The organism is Veillonella sp. 6_1_27, assembly GCF_000163735.1.
GTDB classification, from domain to species: Bacteria; Bacillota; Negativicutes; order Veillonellales; family Veillonellaceae; genus Veillonella; species Veillonella parvula_A.
The window spans coordinates 159,664-174,077 of sequence record NZ_GG770215.1 but is presented as its reverse complement, the minus strand read 5'-3'; the positions used below and the strand labels follow the sequence as shown (position 1 = coordinate 174,077).

Annotated in this window: 14 protein-coding genes; all 14 read right to left on the bottom strand. The window is 38.7% G+C overall.

Going from position 1 to position 14,414, the window contains the following annotated elements:
* Positions 1-9: 9 nt before the first annotated feature.
* Entirely contained in the window at positions 10-2,079 is a 2,070-nt protein-coding gene (locus HMPREF0874_RS00790) for a polyribonucleotide nucleotidyltransferase (protein WP_008600752.1), read from the bottom strand.
* A 111-nt stretch (positions 2,080-2,190) separates the two neighbouring features.
* Entirely contained in the window at positions 2,191-2,457 is a 267-nt protein-coding gene (gene rpsO / locus HMPREF0874_RS00785; protein ID WP_004692991.1) for a 30S ribosomal protein S15, read from the bottom strand.
* Positions 2,458-2,628: 171 nt separating this feature from the next.
* On the bottom strand, positions 2,629-3,426 hold the full coding sequence (locus tag HMPREF0874_RS00780) for an ABC transporter ATP-binding protein (protein WP_008600750.1): 798 nt from the start codon (positions 3,424-3,426) through the stop codon (positions 2,629-2,631).
* Between the two features lie 10 nt (positions 3,427-3,436).
* Entirely contained in the window at positions 3,437-4,309 is an 873-nt protein-coding gene (locus HMPREF0874_RS00775) for an ABC transporter permease (protein ID WP_004697183.1), read from the bottom strand.
* An 11-nt stretch (positions 4,310-4,320) separates the two neighbouring features.
* Complete coding sequence (locus tag HMPREF0874_RS00770) at positions 4,321-5,301, bottom strand: ABC transporter substrate-binding protein (RefSeq protein WP_039964906.1); 981 nt, start codon at positions 5,299-5,301, stop codon at positions 4,321-4,323.
* A gap of 24 nt (positions 5,302-5,325) precedes the next feature.
* A complete protein-coding gene (locus HMPREF0874_RS00765) occupies positions 5,326-6,303 on the bottom strand; it encodes an ABC transporter substrate-binding protein (protein ID WP_008600749.1) in 978 nt (325 codons plus the stop codon).
* A 131-nt stretch (positions 6,304-6,434) separates the two neighbouring features.
* Positions 6,435-6,812 carry a hypothetical protein gene (locus HMPREF0874_RS00760; RefSeq protein WP_024061486.1) on the bottom strand — a complete coding sequence of 126 codons (378 nt, stop codon included), beginning with the start codon at positions 6,810-6,812 and terminating at the stop codon, positions 6,435-6,437.
* A 50-nt stretch (positions 6,813-6,862) separates the two neighbouring features.
* A complete protein-coding gene (locus HMPREF0874_RS00755) occupies positions 6,863-8,254 on the bottom strand; it encodes an aminopeptidase (protein WP_008600745.1) in 1,392 nt (463 codons plus the stop codon).
* 71 nt (positions 8,255-8,325) lie between these two features.
* Positions 8,326-9,309 carry a 3'-5' exonuclease gene (locus HMPREF0874_RS00750; RefSeq protein WP_008600743.1) on the bottom strand — a complete coding sequence of 328 codons (984 nt, stop codon included), beginning with the start codon at positions 9,307-9,309 and terminating at the stop codon, positions 8,326-8,328.
* Between the two features lie 4 nt (positions 9,310-9,313).
* The gene (locus HMPREF0874_RS00745) at positions 9,314-10,354 is read right to left on the bottom strand and encodes a glycosyltransferase family 9 protein (RefSeq protein ID WP_008600741.1); all 1,041 of its coding nucleotides are present in this window, start codon (positions 10,352-10,354) and stop codon (positions 9,314-9,316) included.
* Positions 10,354-11,373 (bottom strand): glycosyltransferase family 9 protein, encoded by a 1,020-nt coding sequence (locus HMPREF0874_RS00740; RefSeq protein WP_004697170.1) that lies wholly within the window; start codon positions 11,371-11,373, stop codon positions 10,354-10,356. Before HMPREF0874_RS00740 ends, HMPREF0874_RS00745 begins: the two co-directional genes overlap by 1 nt.
* Before the next feature lie 69 nt (positions 11,374-11,442).
* A complete protein-coding gene (locus HMPREF0874_RS00735; protein ID WP_004692981.1) occupies positions 11,443-11,937 on the bottom strand; it encodes an HAD-IIIA family hydrolase in 495 nt (164 codons plus the stop codon).
* Positions 11,937-12,902 carry an ADP-glyceromanno-heptose 6-epimerase gene (gene rfaD, locus HMPREF0874_RS00730; RefSeq protein ID WP_004697321.1) on the bottom strand — a complete coding sequence of 322 codons (966 nt, stop codon included), beginning with the start codon at positions 12,900-12,902 and terminating at the stop codon, positions 11,937-11,939. The genes HMPREF0874_RS00735 and rfaD overlap by 1 nt, the downstream gene beginning before the upstream one ends.
* Complete coding sequence (rfaE1, locus tag HMPREF0874_RS00725) at positions 12,899-14,377, bottom strand: D-glycero-beta-D-manno-heptose-7-phosphate kinase (RefSeq protein WP_004697349.1); 1,479 nt, start codon at positions 14,375-14,377, stop codon at positions 12,899-12,901. Before rfaE1 ends, rfaD begins: the two co-directional genes overlap by 4 nt.
* Positions 14,378-14,414: the final 37 nt, after the last annotated feature.

The following is a 14,414-nucleotide window of genomic DNA, read 5'->3' as shown; positions in this document are numbered from 1 at the left end:
TAACACCTCTTATTTTAAACAATCTTTACGGGACAAGTTTACACGGCCCTGTTTATCGATTTCGATAACTTTTACCATGATTTCATCCCCTACACTTACTACGTCTTCTACATTTTCAACGCGTTCTTTCGCAAGTTTGGAAATATGTACAAGACCTTCCTTACCTGGTAATACCTCTACAAATGCGCCAAAAGCCATTAGACGAGTTACTTTACCAAGGTATACTTCCCCTACTTCAACCTCTTTAGTAAGGTTTGTGATAATTTCTTGAGCTTTTGCAGCACCTTCTTGTTCTACAGAAGCGATAAATACTGTACCATCATCTTCGATGTCAATTTTAGCGCCTGTTTCTTCGATAATACTGCGAATTACTTTACCGCCAGAACCGATTACGTCACGAATCTTATCGGAATCAATTTTCATTGTAATAATACGTGGAGCGTATTGGGACATTTGTTGACGTGGTTCAGCAATTGTATCAAGCATGATGCCCATGATATGCATACGGCCTTTGTGAGCTTGTTCTAATGCTTCTTGAAGGATTTCTCGTGATAATCCGGAAATCTTGATATCCATTTGAATTGCTGTTACGCCTTTAGCTGTACCAGCAACTTTAAAGTCCATATCTCCAAGAGCATCTTCCATGCCTTGAATATCTGTTAAAATTGTATAGTGTTCCCCTTGAGTTACAAGACCCATAGCGATACCAGCTACAGGTGCTTTAATAGGTACACCAGCATCCATCAAAGATAATGTAGAACCACATACGGAAGCCATGGAGCTAGAACCATTAGATTCCAATACTTCAGATACTAAACGCAAAGCATATGGGAAATCTTCTTCACTTGGAATCACAGGTACCAATGCGCGTTCGGCCAACGCACCATGACCAATTTCACGACGCCCAGGGCCACGGGAAGAACGAGTTTCCCCTACAGAGAAGGATGGGAAATTATAATGATGGATATAACGTTTTTCAGTTTCAACACCAAGACCATCGATGGTTTGTTTTTCAGATAAAGGCGCCACTGTTGTGACATTCAACACTTGAGTTTGACCACGTGTAAACAAGCCAGAGCCATGTGTACGAGGTAATACGCCTGTACGGCAAGAGATTGGACGAACTTCATCAAGTTGGCGACCATCTGGACGGATTTTTTCAACAGTAATCATATGACGCACAATTTCTTTTGTCATTGCATCAAATGCTTTATTTACATCAGCCAAGTTATCTGGGTAGATTTCTTCAAAGTGAGCTAATACATCTGCACGTACTTCATTTTCTTGTGCATCACGTTGTTGTTTATCTGCACAACGAACTGCAGCATCAAGTTTATCATGACCATAGGCACGAACTGCATCACTAATTTCAGCAGGAACATCTTTACATTCAAATACGCGTTTTTCCTTACCTACTTTTGCAGTCATATCTTCTTGGAATGCTACGATTTTTTTGATTTCTTCGTGAGCTGCCATGATAACTTCAAGAATGATATCTTCCGGTACTTCTTCAGCGCCACCTTCAACCATGAGAATAGCATCTTTAGTACCAGCTACAACGATATTAAGATCTGTTTCTTCTAATTGTGATTTCGTTGGATTTACAACAAACTCACCATTGATACGTCCCATACGAACGCCTGCAATAGGGCCATTCCAAGGAACATCAGAAATAGACAATGCCGCAGAGGCGCCAATCATACCACAAATGGCTGGATCACAATCTTGGTCCACAGACATAACTGTTGCTACTACGTGTACTTCGTTACGTACACCTTTATTAAATAATGGACGAATAGGACGGTCAATCAAACGGCTATTCAAGATTGCAGACTCAGGTGGACGCGCTTCACGTTTAATGAACCCCCCTGGTAAACGACCAACCGCATACATTTTTTCTTCATAGTCTACTGTAAGTGGGAAGAAGTCGATATCCTTCGCCTCTTTAGAGCCTGTAGCAGTAACCAGTACACGAGTATCGCCATAGCCAACCATTACAGCACCGCTAGCTTGTTTTGCAAGTTCCCCAGTCTCAATCGTAAGCATACGACCAGCTAGGTCCATTTGGAATTGTTCCATTCCTATTCCTCCTAAAAATCTTCTTATATGTATACCTTCTAATTATATATCAATTAAAGCTAAATAGCCAATTCAAAATAAAAAAGCCGTCCTTTAGGACGGCTAATTTTATTATTTACGAAGACCAAGGCGTTCAATAAGGGAACGGTAACGTTCGATATCTTTACGACGAAGGTAGTCAAGCATGTTACGGCGTTGACCAACCAATTTCAACAAACCACGACGGGAATGATGGTCTTTTTTGTGCTCTTTCAAGTGTTCAGTTAAGTATTGAATGCGACTTGTTAAAATCGCAACTTGTACTTCTGGAGAACCAGTGTCACCTTCATGAGTAGCGTATTCTTTAATTACTGCTAATTTAGCTTCTGTAGTTAACATTAATGTTACCTCCTAAAAAATTATAATCCCGATAAGCTTAAGTAACCGTTGGAGAATCGAATACTTCGCTTACGATATGTCTTACGACCTAATTTAGTATACAGTATCTGCCCTATCTTGTAAAGCAAAAATACAGTAATTGAACAAAAGATAGATTAGAACTTCCTTCTATTATTTAGCACCTAGCACCATGCGGTCACTCAGTGCATTATCACCAGCTACCTCGAACTTTTGAAGTAAGTCCGCAACAGTTAATTGTTTCTTTTCTTCCCCTTTTACATCATAGATGATTCGACCAGCGTCCATCATGATGAGGCGATTACCAAATCGCAATGCATCACGCATATTATGGGTAATCATAAGAGTTGTTAGATTATGTTCTGCAACGAGTTTATCTGTTAGTTGCAATACATTTTCTGCAGTTTTAGGGTCAAGTGCCGCCGTATGCTCATCCAACAATAAGAGTTCTGGACGAAGCATAGTAGCCATTAACAATGTAATAGATTGACGTTGACCACCAGATAGTAGGCCCATGCGAGCAGATAAACGATCTTCAAGGCCTAAGCCTAATAATGCAAGACGTTCCTTGAAAAATGCTTGTTCACTATCTTTGAAAGCCCATTTAAGACCTAAGCTTTTACCACGGCGCATAGCAAGAATCAAGTTTTCCTCGATTTGCATATTACCAGCAGTACCAACCATAGGGTCTTGGAATACACGACCAATGTATTTAGCACGTTTGTATTCTGGCATTTTTGTCACATCAATCTCATTAATTGTAATGGATCCTTCATCTACTGGAAATACACCAGCAATGGAGTTTAACAAAGTACTTTTACCAGCACCATTACCACCAATGACAGTACAAAAATCCCCCTCTTCTAGACGAAGATTAATGCCTTGTAATGCAGTCTTTTCATTAATTGTGCCCTTAAAGAAGGTTTTTACCATATTTTTTACTTCTAACATAGTGTCCTCCTTAACGAGCCAACCATTTTGCTTTCAATGTAGGTAAGGAAAGCGCGATGGCAACAAGAATTGCAGTAAATAATTTCAAATCGTTTGGTGGCATACCCATGTAGAGAACTGCAGCAATAACGATACGATATACAATAGAACCAAGTACTACGGCGATGAGACTACGTACAAAGGATTTCGTACCAAACACTACTTCACCGATGATTACAGAAGCCAAACCAATAACGATGGTACCAATCCCCATGCCTACATCAGCAAAGCCTTGGAATTGACCAATGAGAGCCCCAGACATACCAACAAAACCATTGGAAATCAAAAGACCAAGAACGATCATATTATCAGTATTTACGCCTTGAGCGCGAATCATTTGAGGGTTAACACCTGTAGCACGTAAGGCTGTACCAATTTCGGTACCGAAGAACCAAAATAAGAGCAAACATACAACTACAGCTACTATAATACCTACGATGGCTGCAGACCACATATTCGGCGTATGGAAAAATCCACCAAGAATCGTATAAATTGTATCCATACGAAGCAAAGATACATTAGCTTTGCCCATGATGTGAAGGTTTACAGAGTACAATGCAATCATTGTCAAAATACCAGCCAATAATGCAGGAATTTTTAATTTTGTATGAATCCAACCTGTTACAGCACCGGCTATCATACCACCCACACCGGCAAGTAAAATGGAAAGGATTGGATTCATACCACTTGTAATTAAAATAGCAGAAATGGCTGCCCCCATTGGGAACGTACCTTCCACGGTTAAGTCAGCCACATCTAATACGCGGAAGGTTATGAATACACCGACCGCTAACAAAGACCATAAAAGGCCTGTGGTTATGGTGCCTACCACTAAATCTAACATCAAATTCTCCTCTATTGTTTCATATCTTTACGAAGAACTTCAGGAATCGTAATACCTAATTTTTTAGCACGTTCTTCGTTAACAGTTAACTTAATCTCTTTTTGTGTCTCAATAGCTAAGTCTGCAATTTTTGCTTCTCCTGCAAGAACTTTAGCAGCCATTAAACCTGTTTGATAACCCAATTGATAGTAATCAACAGAATAAGTTGCTACACCACCAGTCATTGTCATACCTTCATCGGCAGCAAATACTGGAATTTTAGCAGCATCTGTAATTTGTGCTAAGTTAGCCATTGCAGATGCCAATATATTATCTGTTGGCGTATAGATAGCTTGTACATCTTGGTTCACAAGATTGGTAGCGGCTTGTTGAATATCATTTACATTGGAAACAGTTGCCTCTACAACAGTAATACCTTTTGTAGCAGCATACGCTTTCATTTTTTCAACTTGTAATTGGGAGTTGATTTCAGAGGATGTATAAATGGCACCAATACGCTTTACATTCGGTACTAATGCTATGATAAGATCAACCTCTTTTTCAACAGGTGTCATATCAGATGTACCAGATACATTACCACCAGAGTGCTCGTTAGATTGAACGAGTTTAGCTGTCACGTAATCTGTAATAGCTGTACCCATGATTGGCATGTCATGAGAAGCATTTGCCATCGTCTGAGCCGCAGGCGTTGCAATAGCTAATACTAAATCTTTTTTATCAGACACGAAACGTTGTGCAATACTATTTAGATTAGATTGATCGGCCTGTGCATTTTGTTGGTCAATTTTAATGTTTTGACCATCCTTATATCCTTTAGCTGCTAAACCATCTACGAAACCTTTATTAGCAGCATCAAGAGATGGATGTTCTACTAATTGAATAACCCCTATTTTCTTTTGGTCATTAGTTGCAGTATTGGAACCACAACCGCCTACCATCGCCATAACAGCAATGGCACTAAGTGCCACTGCAATACTTTTTTTCCAATTCATGTATAACTCCTTACCAGATATGTATTAAATCATAGTCGCCTTGTTCATCAAATCCTCTGGTAAGGTGATGCCCAATTTATCTAATTTATCTTTTCCCACAACTAATTTAAATTCTTTCTGCATTTCGATAGGCATATCTTCAACTTTAGCTTCACCAGTTAGAATTTTAGCTGCCATTAAGCCGGTTTGGTAACCAAGTTTGTAGTAATCTACAGACAAGGACATAACTGCCCCACCTTTTACGTGGTTATCTTCACCGCCAAACACAGGGATTTTTGCTGGATCGGTAATAGCTACAAGATTGCTCATCGCAGATGCTACCACATTATCTGTTGGTACATAAACTGCATCTACACGTTGAGATACTAGATTTTGTGCCGCTTGTTGAATATCGTTTACATTGGAAACTGTAACTTCTTCAACTTTAATGCCTTTTGTAGCTGCATAAGCTTTCATCTTCTCCACTTGAATTTGAGAGTTTACTTCGCTAGAGCTATAGATGGTACCAATTGTTTTCGCATTTGGCATTACTCGTAAAATTAGATCTACTTGTTGATCTACTGGGTTCATGTCAGACGTACCAGATACATTACCACCAGGTTTTTGATTGGATTTAACAAGTTTAGCTGCCTCGTAATCAGTAATTGCTGTACCTAAGATTGGAATATCATGAGTTGCATTCGCCATGGATTGAGCCGCTGGCGTAGCAATTGCTAAAATCAAGTTTTTCCGATCGGATACGAAACGCTGTGCAATGCTATTCAAATTAGATTGATCAGCTTGCGCATTTTGTTGATCAAAAGTAATCTTTTCTGCCAAACCTTTTTCTTTTAGCGCATCAACAAAGCCCTTATTTGCCGCATCTAGTGCAGGATGTTCTACCAGCTGTACAACACCAACTTTATATTCACCATTCGATGTAGTTCCATTTGAGCCACAGCCTGTAAACGCCAACAATGCTGCCGCCGTGAGCGCTAGGGCAATACCTTTTTTCAAGTTCATGGGGATTTCCTTCCTATCTGCAATGACTATAATACATCTATTATAAACAAATTTCTTTACTACATCAATGTAGCAGGTTAAAGTATTTTACATTTGTCCATTTATAGAACACATTAAGATACGAAATCCTTTTACTTTTCAAGAGACGCTAACATATCTTCTGTTAAATCATTAGCTGCTAAAATATAGTCCTTAAGAGTCCCTTTGTCGAGAGCTACCTTCATAACAGGCACTTCAAATGGATCCAAGATGACGCACATTAGAATTTCACCCGTTATATAGTAACCAACTACTGCTTCCCCTTCTTCAGGATCTAAGGTTTCTCGTTTTACAGTAACACAGTATGATTTCATAACCTGCGCTGCTGCTTCTGCTACCTCTTCACGATTAGCAATATATTCTTCAACCTTCGTTTCAGGGATGTCAAAAATATCTACCTTTACAGTCTTGACCTCTGTAGCCTCTCCTTTCGCAGACTCTATAGCTGCGCCTAATTCTGTTTGCTTCATATACACCTCACAAAGAATGGACTTTTACCATTGGTGAAAGCCCCATTATCTTAGATTGATTCATCAGCTGCATTTAAGAACGCCACATAGCATTGTTTAGCCTCGTAAATATCAGCCTTAGATATAACCTCCCAAGGAGCATGCATGCTAAGAACGGCTACACCACAGTCGATGACATTCATACCATAAAGAGCCATGATGTACGCAATGGTGCCACCACCACCTAAATCAACCTTACCGAGCTCTGCTGTTTGGTATGTTACATTGTTAGATTCCATGACACGACGGATAAAGCCCATATACTCAGCATTCGCATCGTTAGAACCAGCTTTACCACGAGAGCCTGTAAATTTATTAAATACTACACCCATACCAAGGTAAGAAGCATTTTTCTTTTCATACGCCGATGCATAAAGTGGATCGTAGCCTGCACTTACATCGGAGGACAACATACGAGATTTCTCCAACGTACGACGTACACTTACAGAGTTAGGTTTACCCATAAGTGTTAAAATTTCAGCCACTGCATTTTCAAAGAAACGTGATTGCATACCTGTAGCACCTACAGAACCAATTTCCTCTTTATCTACAAGTAAACAACAAGTAGTACGCTTTACATTATCCACTTCAAGCATTGCTACCAAGGATGTGTAAGCGCACACACGGTCATCTTGGCCATACGCCATTACCATAGAACGATCAAAACCCATATCACGTGCTTTACCAGCTGGTACAATTTCTAGTTCTGCAGACAATAAGTCACGTTCAATAAATCCATACTCTTTTTCAAGAAGGCTATTAATAAATTTAGTAACCCCTTCTTTTTCTTCGTCTTTAACTGGACGGCTACCGATGAGTAAATCAAGAGCTTCCCCTTCAATTACTTTAGCTGCATTCTTTTGCATTTGTTCTTGTCCCAAATGAGGTAACAAGTCAGTTATGCAAAACACGGGATCTGTTTCTTTATCACCAATGTTGATATTAATGCGAGTGCCATCTGTTTTTACCACAACACCATGAATAGCAAGAGGCATAGCTACCCAATGATATTTTTTAATACCTCCATAGTAATGAGTATCCCAAAATACTAAATTACTATCTTCATATTGTGGATTTTGCTTTACATCGATGCGTGGAGAATCAATATGAGCACCTAAAATATTCATACCCAATTCAATATCATCAGTACCAATATTAAATAAAGCAATAGATTTATCCATATGTGTGTAATAAATCTTATCACCAGCTTTAATTGACGAATTGCTTTTAATAATGTCATTTAGATTTACATAGCCCTTTGCTTCTGCAAATTCTACAGCTTGCACAACGCATTCACGTTCTGTTTTACCATTATCTAAAAATTGACGATAGGTATCACTTAAAGCATATACCTTTTCTATAGTGGCATCATCATAATTATGCCATGCATATTTACGTTCCATAATCTATCCTTTCTAAAAGTTCATATCCTAATATATAGTACAATTCAGAAAATGAATTTGAATTTACATAACTATTTTTGGCGGACTTTTTCATGTTCTGCCTTACGATACTCTAAATATTTTCGCTCTTTTTCGCGATTGATTTCAGACTTCTGAGTATATAGAGAACGAATTTCGTCCGTACAATGAGTTAATACCTTAGTAACATAAAATTTACTACTGCCGGACTTAATCGTATACTTTCCAACTTTAAGTTGCACCGCAAAATCGCCATGTTTAGGACATACTCCAATGGCTAGGTGCTTATCCCCTTGTAATCGTTCAGGTCTTGTCATTTCTAAACGTGTTTGACAGTACGGACAGAAGGACATACGTACTCTTCTATCATGAACAATACGTTTTTTCTCAGAAAAATTTTCATACATAAAAAATGTGAGAATAGGAGGATATAGGAAAGGATTACTACTTTCCTTGCGAATTAGATCATAATGCAAAATTCCTTGTGCGATATCTAAAGACTGACAAATGTGAGCTGTAAAGACTGCATCATGCAAGGCATTATGAGCAGATAGATGCTCCGTTGATATATTAAGATTCTCCATAGCATGTGCCACAGAGTACTGCTGATTTGTTCCATAGCGTTGATAAGAATAAATCATTTGCGCATCTACCCATTGATCATAAGATAATGCTTTCATCTTATGAAGCATAAGATTTTCGCGTAGGATAAGAATATCGTCTGATCCCCAAGAAAGCAGCATATATTCATCACCACACCATTTTTGAAAGTACTGCATAGCCGTCTTGAATGGCACACCATGATTGAGCTCATGGGTGGTTATCCCTGTCAACTCACGCACATGTTTATGCATCCGTGTCAGATATTGAGGCTTGATGAACATCGTAAAATGATCTATAATGTCCATCTTTTCATTCAGTTTTACCGCCCCGATTTGAATGATTTCCCCTGTCAACGGCATTTTTGTGCGCTTCATAAAGCTAATATCATTGCTATAGGGTTGATTCCATTCTAAATCAAATACAATATAGTTCATATGTTTATTTCGATTCTAAAAGCAATGTTTCCGCTGCTTTAATAACCTGTTCTTCAGAAATTACAGATAATCCTTTATAATTTCCTTCTTTAATAATTTTCTTCATGCTTTTACCAATCTCATAAGAATCCATCGTTTCTAAAACGATAGCATGAGCTTGATAAGGTCCATAAAAGAATGGATTTGATGGACCATACAGTGCCACAATTGGCACACCTTGACTGATTCCTACATGCATTGGTCCAGAGTCATTAGTAATTAGTAGATTACAACGGCTCATAGCCGCTGCCAAAGGGCCTAACTGGAATTTTCCGGTAGCCACAATAGGCTTTGTTTCCATTTGTTCTACTACGGGCTGCACCATTTCAAGGTCCATAGGTCCGCCAAAGAAAACCGTCTTATAACCTAATCGACCAAAGTAATCTGCTACATGAGCAAATCGTTCAGCTGGCCAACGTTTCTCAGGAACGGCGCTACCGATATTAAAACCAATGAGTATATCAGTATCAGTTAATCCATGACCAGAATAAAACTCTCGAGCCTGACGACGCCATTCTTCACAGGTCTCAATATGTAAACCAGAGTTAGAAGTATCTGTTACACCTAATTGCTCTAGTACATTAATGTACATATCCGCAGCATGACGAGTTTTACGATCTAAGCGCGTATACTTTGTCATGAATGGTCTAAAGAGGAAATGACTCATACCAGTTGTAATAGTTGCATGAATTTTCCAGGCTAAATATGAAGTACGCTCATTAGGATGTAAATTAATGACAATGTCAGGTTTTCCCTTAGCATTGATTTCACGAGCCACTTCATTGAGACCTGAGATGCTATTATGGCGCCCTTTTTTATCTACAACAATAAGTTCATCAATATTTGGATTATATTCCATTACTTGTTGTAATTTTTCATCTATTACATACGTAATATGACTATGAGGAGCCGCTTTGCGAAGCACTTCTAAAAACGGAGTCGTTAATATAACATCGCCTAAATGCATTAAAAAGGTTACCACAATGCGCTTATAATCTAGTTCCATTATAGTTCCTTTCCAAGTACTTGTTCATACACTGACCATACCGCGTCTACAGGAATTTGTGCCATACAATCTGGATCATCTACTAGTGGTTGCTCAGGTGTAGCCTTAGAAGTAGGTGAAATAATGAGATGTACATGACTACCACCATAAGGACCTGTGCGCTTAGGTGATGTTGTACCAAACATGGCAATCAAAGGACGCTTCAAAGCATTTGCAATATGCAATGGTCCCGTATCGGCACTAATAAAAATCTGACAATGACGAATCAACTCAATGAGTTCAGGCATGGTTGTAGATCCAACTAAATTGATCAGATTCTTATGTTTTACATAATTTTCTATGAAAGCACCTTTATCTACATCATCAGGAGCACCGGCAATAACAACCTTCTTACCAGATTCACATAAACGAATACAAAGTTCTCCAAAATTTAGAAGTGGCCACTCCTTAACAATCCATCGTGCCCCTGGTACAACTACAATATATTCATCATCTACACCATGGCATTTCAACTTTTGTTTTATGGATTTCTCAGCCTCAACGTAAGCTGGCATCGGAAATTCAATCTCCTCCACCTCACCACCAAGGGCGCGTACGGTATCCAGATAGCGTTCAATAACATGGTCGTATTTATGCTCACCTACTAATGCTTTATTAACAAGATTACTGCCCTCACGAAGCTCCCAGTAGCCATACTTTTCAGGGGCACCAGATAATAAGGAAACAATAGCACTTTTTGCGATGCATTGAAGGTCTAAGGTCATATCAAAATGACGACTATGTAGCTCCTTGCGCAATTGATATAAATACGTAGGCTTCTTTAGTTGTTTTTTGTCAATGATAATCACGTCATCAACCCATGGTGTACCAGGTAAGAGGCTAGCGAATTGCTCATGAATAGCCCATGTAATACGCGCATTAGGCCAATTCTTGCGCACAGCGTACAAGGTAGGCAATGCGTGAATTACATCACCTAAGGAACTCATCTTGATGATGAGTATATTCTTGTAATCTTTCATATAGCCTCCCCAATACAAAACAACAACCCTAAATATATTCTTCAAAAATAGACTAAATGGAATAAATGATTAAATTATTGTTTTAATGAAATCCAATAGATTAGAACCTTTAAATAGGTACCCCTTAATGCCAGCAGCCTCAGCTGCATCAACATCACGTTGACTGTCACCGATAAGAAAACTATCTGATATATTTACATCATAATCCTTAATAGCTTGCTTAATCATGCCAGGTTTAGGCTTTCTACATTCACATTCTACTGCATAGAGAGGAACAATACCTTCTTTATGATGTGGACAGTAATAGAAATGTAAAATCGGTGCTCCACTGCGATCTAGTTCATGAGCCATATAGTCATGTAAAATCTGAACATCAGATTCTTTATAATAACCACGAGCTACACCACTCTGATTTGTCACTACAATGAGATCATAGCCCTTACTATGAGCATAAGCAAGGGCCTCTTTTGCACCATCTACCCACTCTAAATCGCTGATTTTATATAGATAACTAACATCCTTGTTAATAACACCATCGCGATCTAAAAATAATACCTTGCGCATTAGCGTAAATATCCTTCGTTATTATCTAATAGTTCACAATATTCTTTAACGGCATCTTCCATTTTATGGAACCCTTTATCATAGCCAGCAGCTAACAATTTAGTAGTATCAGCCTCTGTAAAGCTTTGGTATTTACCCTTTAACACCTCTGGGAATGGCACATATTCAATTTTGCCTTGACCATTGTAGTCGATAACAGCTTGCATGAATTGGTTAAAGCTATGAGCATTACCTGTACCACAGTTAAAAGTACCAGAGATTTCAGGATGCTCCCAGAAATAGAAGTTTACATTAACTACGTCTTTTACATAAATAAAATCACGTGTTTGACCACCATCTTCGTAACCATCTGTACCTTCAAAGAGGTTAATAATACCTGTTTCTTTATTTTTGTAGAACATTTGACGTACTAAAGAAGCCATTTTATCTTTATGAGCTTCATTAGGACCATATACGTTAAAGTAACGCAGCCCCACAACTTGTGCAGTATATTCACCTTCATATTTACGTACATAACGGTCGAATAACAATTTAGAATACGCATATGGGTTAAGTGCTTCTTCAGCTTCCGGTTTTTCTACGAAACCATGTGTACCATTACCATAGGTAGATGCAGAGGAGGCATAGATGAATGGAATACGACGATCTTGGCAATAATGGAATAGATTTTTAGAACCTTCATAGTTGTTCTTCATCATGTATTTGCCATTATATTCCATTGTGTCTGCACAAGCACCTTCATGGAATACGACTTCAATAGGGCCAACGTCGAATGTACCATCAGCAATAGCACAATCAAAATCATCACAATCGATGTAATCTAGAAATTCTAAATTTTGAATATTGCGAATCTTACGACCATCTGTAAGATCATCTACGATGAGAATATCTGTACGACCACGATCATTCAGTGCTTTCACAATATTACTGCCAATAAAACCAGCACCACCTGTTACGATAATCATAATTTGCCCTCCTTAGCCATAGTGGCTATTTTCCCTACAATATCTGATGTAGAGTAACCTTCTTTAAATGAAAGAACCTCTACATTGTCAACGGACTCGCGTCCAATAATATCTTCTATTTTGTAATCTCCGCCCTTAACAAGAGTATTGGGACGTAAGTACGCTAGTAATTCAGCCGGTGTATCCTCTTCAAATAGTACTACACCGTCAATACATTGCAACGCACTCAACAAGGCCGCTCTATCCGCTTCACTTACGATGGGCCGTGTTTCTCCTTTTAAACGTCGAACAGATGCATCAGAATTTAATCCAATGATTAAATGATCACCTAGCTGCGCAGCTTCTTGTAAATACGTGATATGTCCACGGTGAAGAATGTCAAAACAACCATTTGTAAACACTACAGTTTCACCTTTGCTTTGCCATTGTGAAACGAGTTCTTTCATCTCTTCCTTCGTATATAATGGCTTAGATTGAATACTATGTTTATAGGAATGCCATAAGTCTAATAACTCAGAACGATGTATTGGATACGTACCAACCTTAGATACTACGATACCCGCTGCACCATTGGCGATATGTAAGGCTAAACGCATCGATAAACCACTTGCAAGACAGGTCATCATCATGGATACAACGGTATCTCCTGCACCACTCACATCAAACACCTCTTGTTGAGTAGCAGGATTATGCCATGTACGGCCATCCTTTGCAATAACCGTAATACCCTTAGCAGATCGAGTGGCCACAATATAGTCTAAATCTACATCAGCAAGTACAGACTTAGCAGCCTCTACAATAGTAGCATCATCATTTTCTAACGTACGGCCTACACATTCACCAAGTTCTTTCACATTCGGTGTAATACATGTAGCACCATTGTATTTAGACCAGTCTGCCCCCTTAGGATCTACGATAGTTTGCACACCATATTCCTTAGCCAAACCAAAGATTGTCTTCAATAAGGTAGGTGTACAAACGCCTTTACCATAGTCAGATACGACAATACCATCAATCCCCGCTTTACATAGATTTTCCAACCAAACAGACAATTGTTGCTCTTCTTGATTGGTTAAATTTGTAATTGTTTCAAAATCAAGGCGCATCATCTGTTGACGATCACCCAATATGCGCATCTTAGTAATAGTAGAGCGGTCATCACTAGTGATTAAACCAGTCGTATCGATTTTATCAGTATCAAGTAAATTTTTTAATAAATGGCCATGGTCGTCATTACCTGCTAGTGCACCAAGATATACTTTACAGTCTAAATTAGACAGATTAGATGCAACATTACCAGCTCCACCAAGGACCTCTTTCATCTTGGACACGCGGTTTACAGGAACCGGTGCTTCTGGAGAAATACGACTTACATCACCAAAAACATAACGGTCTACCATTACATCGCCTACAACGGCAATCTTCAAGTTTGGCAGTTGCTTTGTTAAAAACTGACTAATGGTAGTATTTATCATAATCCACCTATTCCTTATCAAAATTACATATGTTCCT

Bases quoted from the DNA above. Each gene is read 5' to 3' on its own strand.
- HMPREF0874_RS00750 (WP_008600743.1), bottom strand. From the start codon at position 9,309: ATGAACTATATTGTATTTGATTTAGAATGGAATCAACCCTATAGCAAT.
- HMPREF0874_RS00790 (WP_008600752.1), bottom strand. From the start codon at position 2,079: ATGGAACAATTCCAAATGGACCTAGCTGGTCGTATGCTTACGATTGAG.
- HMPREF0874_RS00780 (WP_008600750.1), bottom strand. From the start codon at position 3,426: ATGTTAGAAGTAAAAAATATGGTAAAAACCTTCTTTAAGGGCACAATT.
- HMPREF0874_RS00775 (WP_004697183.1), bottom strand. From the start codon at position 4,309: ATGTTAGATTTAGTGGTAGGCACCATAACCACAGGCCTTTTATGGTCT.
- HMPREF0874_RS00745 (WP_008600741.1), bottom strand. From the start codon at position 10,354: ATGGAACTAGATTATAAGCGCATTGTGGTAACCTTTTTAATGCATTTA.
- HMPREF0874_RS00770 (WP_039964906.1), bottom strand. From the start codon at position 5,301: ATGAATTGGAAAAAAAGTATTGCAGTGGCACTTAGTGCCATTGCTGTT.
- HMPREF0874_RS00735 (WP_004692981.1), bottom strand. From the start codon at position 11,937: ATGCGCAAGGTATTATTTTTAGATCGCGATGGTGTTATTAACAAGGAT.
- rfaD (WP_004697321.1), bottom strand. From the start codon at position 12,902: ATGATTATCGTAACAGGTGGTGCTGGTTTTATTGGCAGTAATATTGTG.
- HMPREF0874_RS00760 (WP_024061486.1), bottom strand. From the start codon at position 6,812: ATGAAGCAAACAGAATTAGGCGCAGCTATAGAGTCTGCGAAAGGAGAG.
- HMPREF0874_RS00765 (WP_008600749.1), bottom strand. From the start codon at position 6,303: ATGAACTTGAAAAAAGGTATTGCCCTAGCGCTCACGGCGGCAGCATTG.
- rpsO (WP_004692991.1), bottom strand. From the start codon at position 2,457: ATGTTAACTACAGAAGCTAAATTAGCAGTAATTAAAGAATACGCTACT.
- HMPREF0874_RS00740 (WP_004697170.1), bottom strand. From the start codon at position 11,373: ATGAAAGATTACAAGAATATACTCATCATCAAGATGAGTTCCTTAGGT.
- HMPREF0874_RS00755 (WP_008600745.1), bottom strand. From the start codon at position 8,254: ATGGAACGTAAATATGCATGGCATAATTATGATGATGCCACTATAGAA.
- rfaE1 (WP_004697349.1), bottom strand. From the start codon at position 14,377: ATGATAAATACTACCATTAGTCAGTTTTTAACAAAGCAACTGCCAAAC.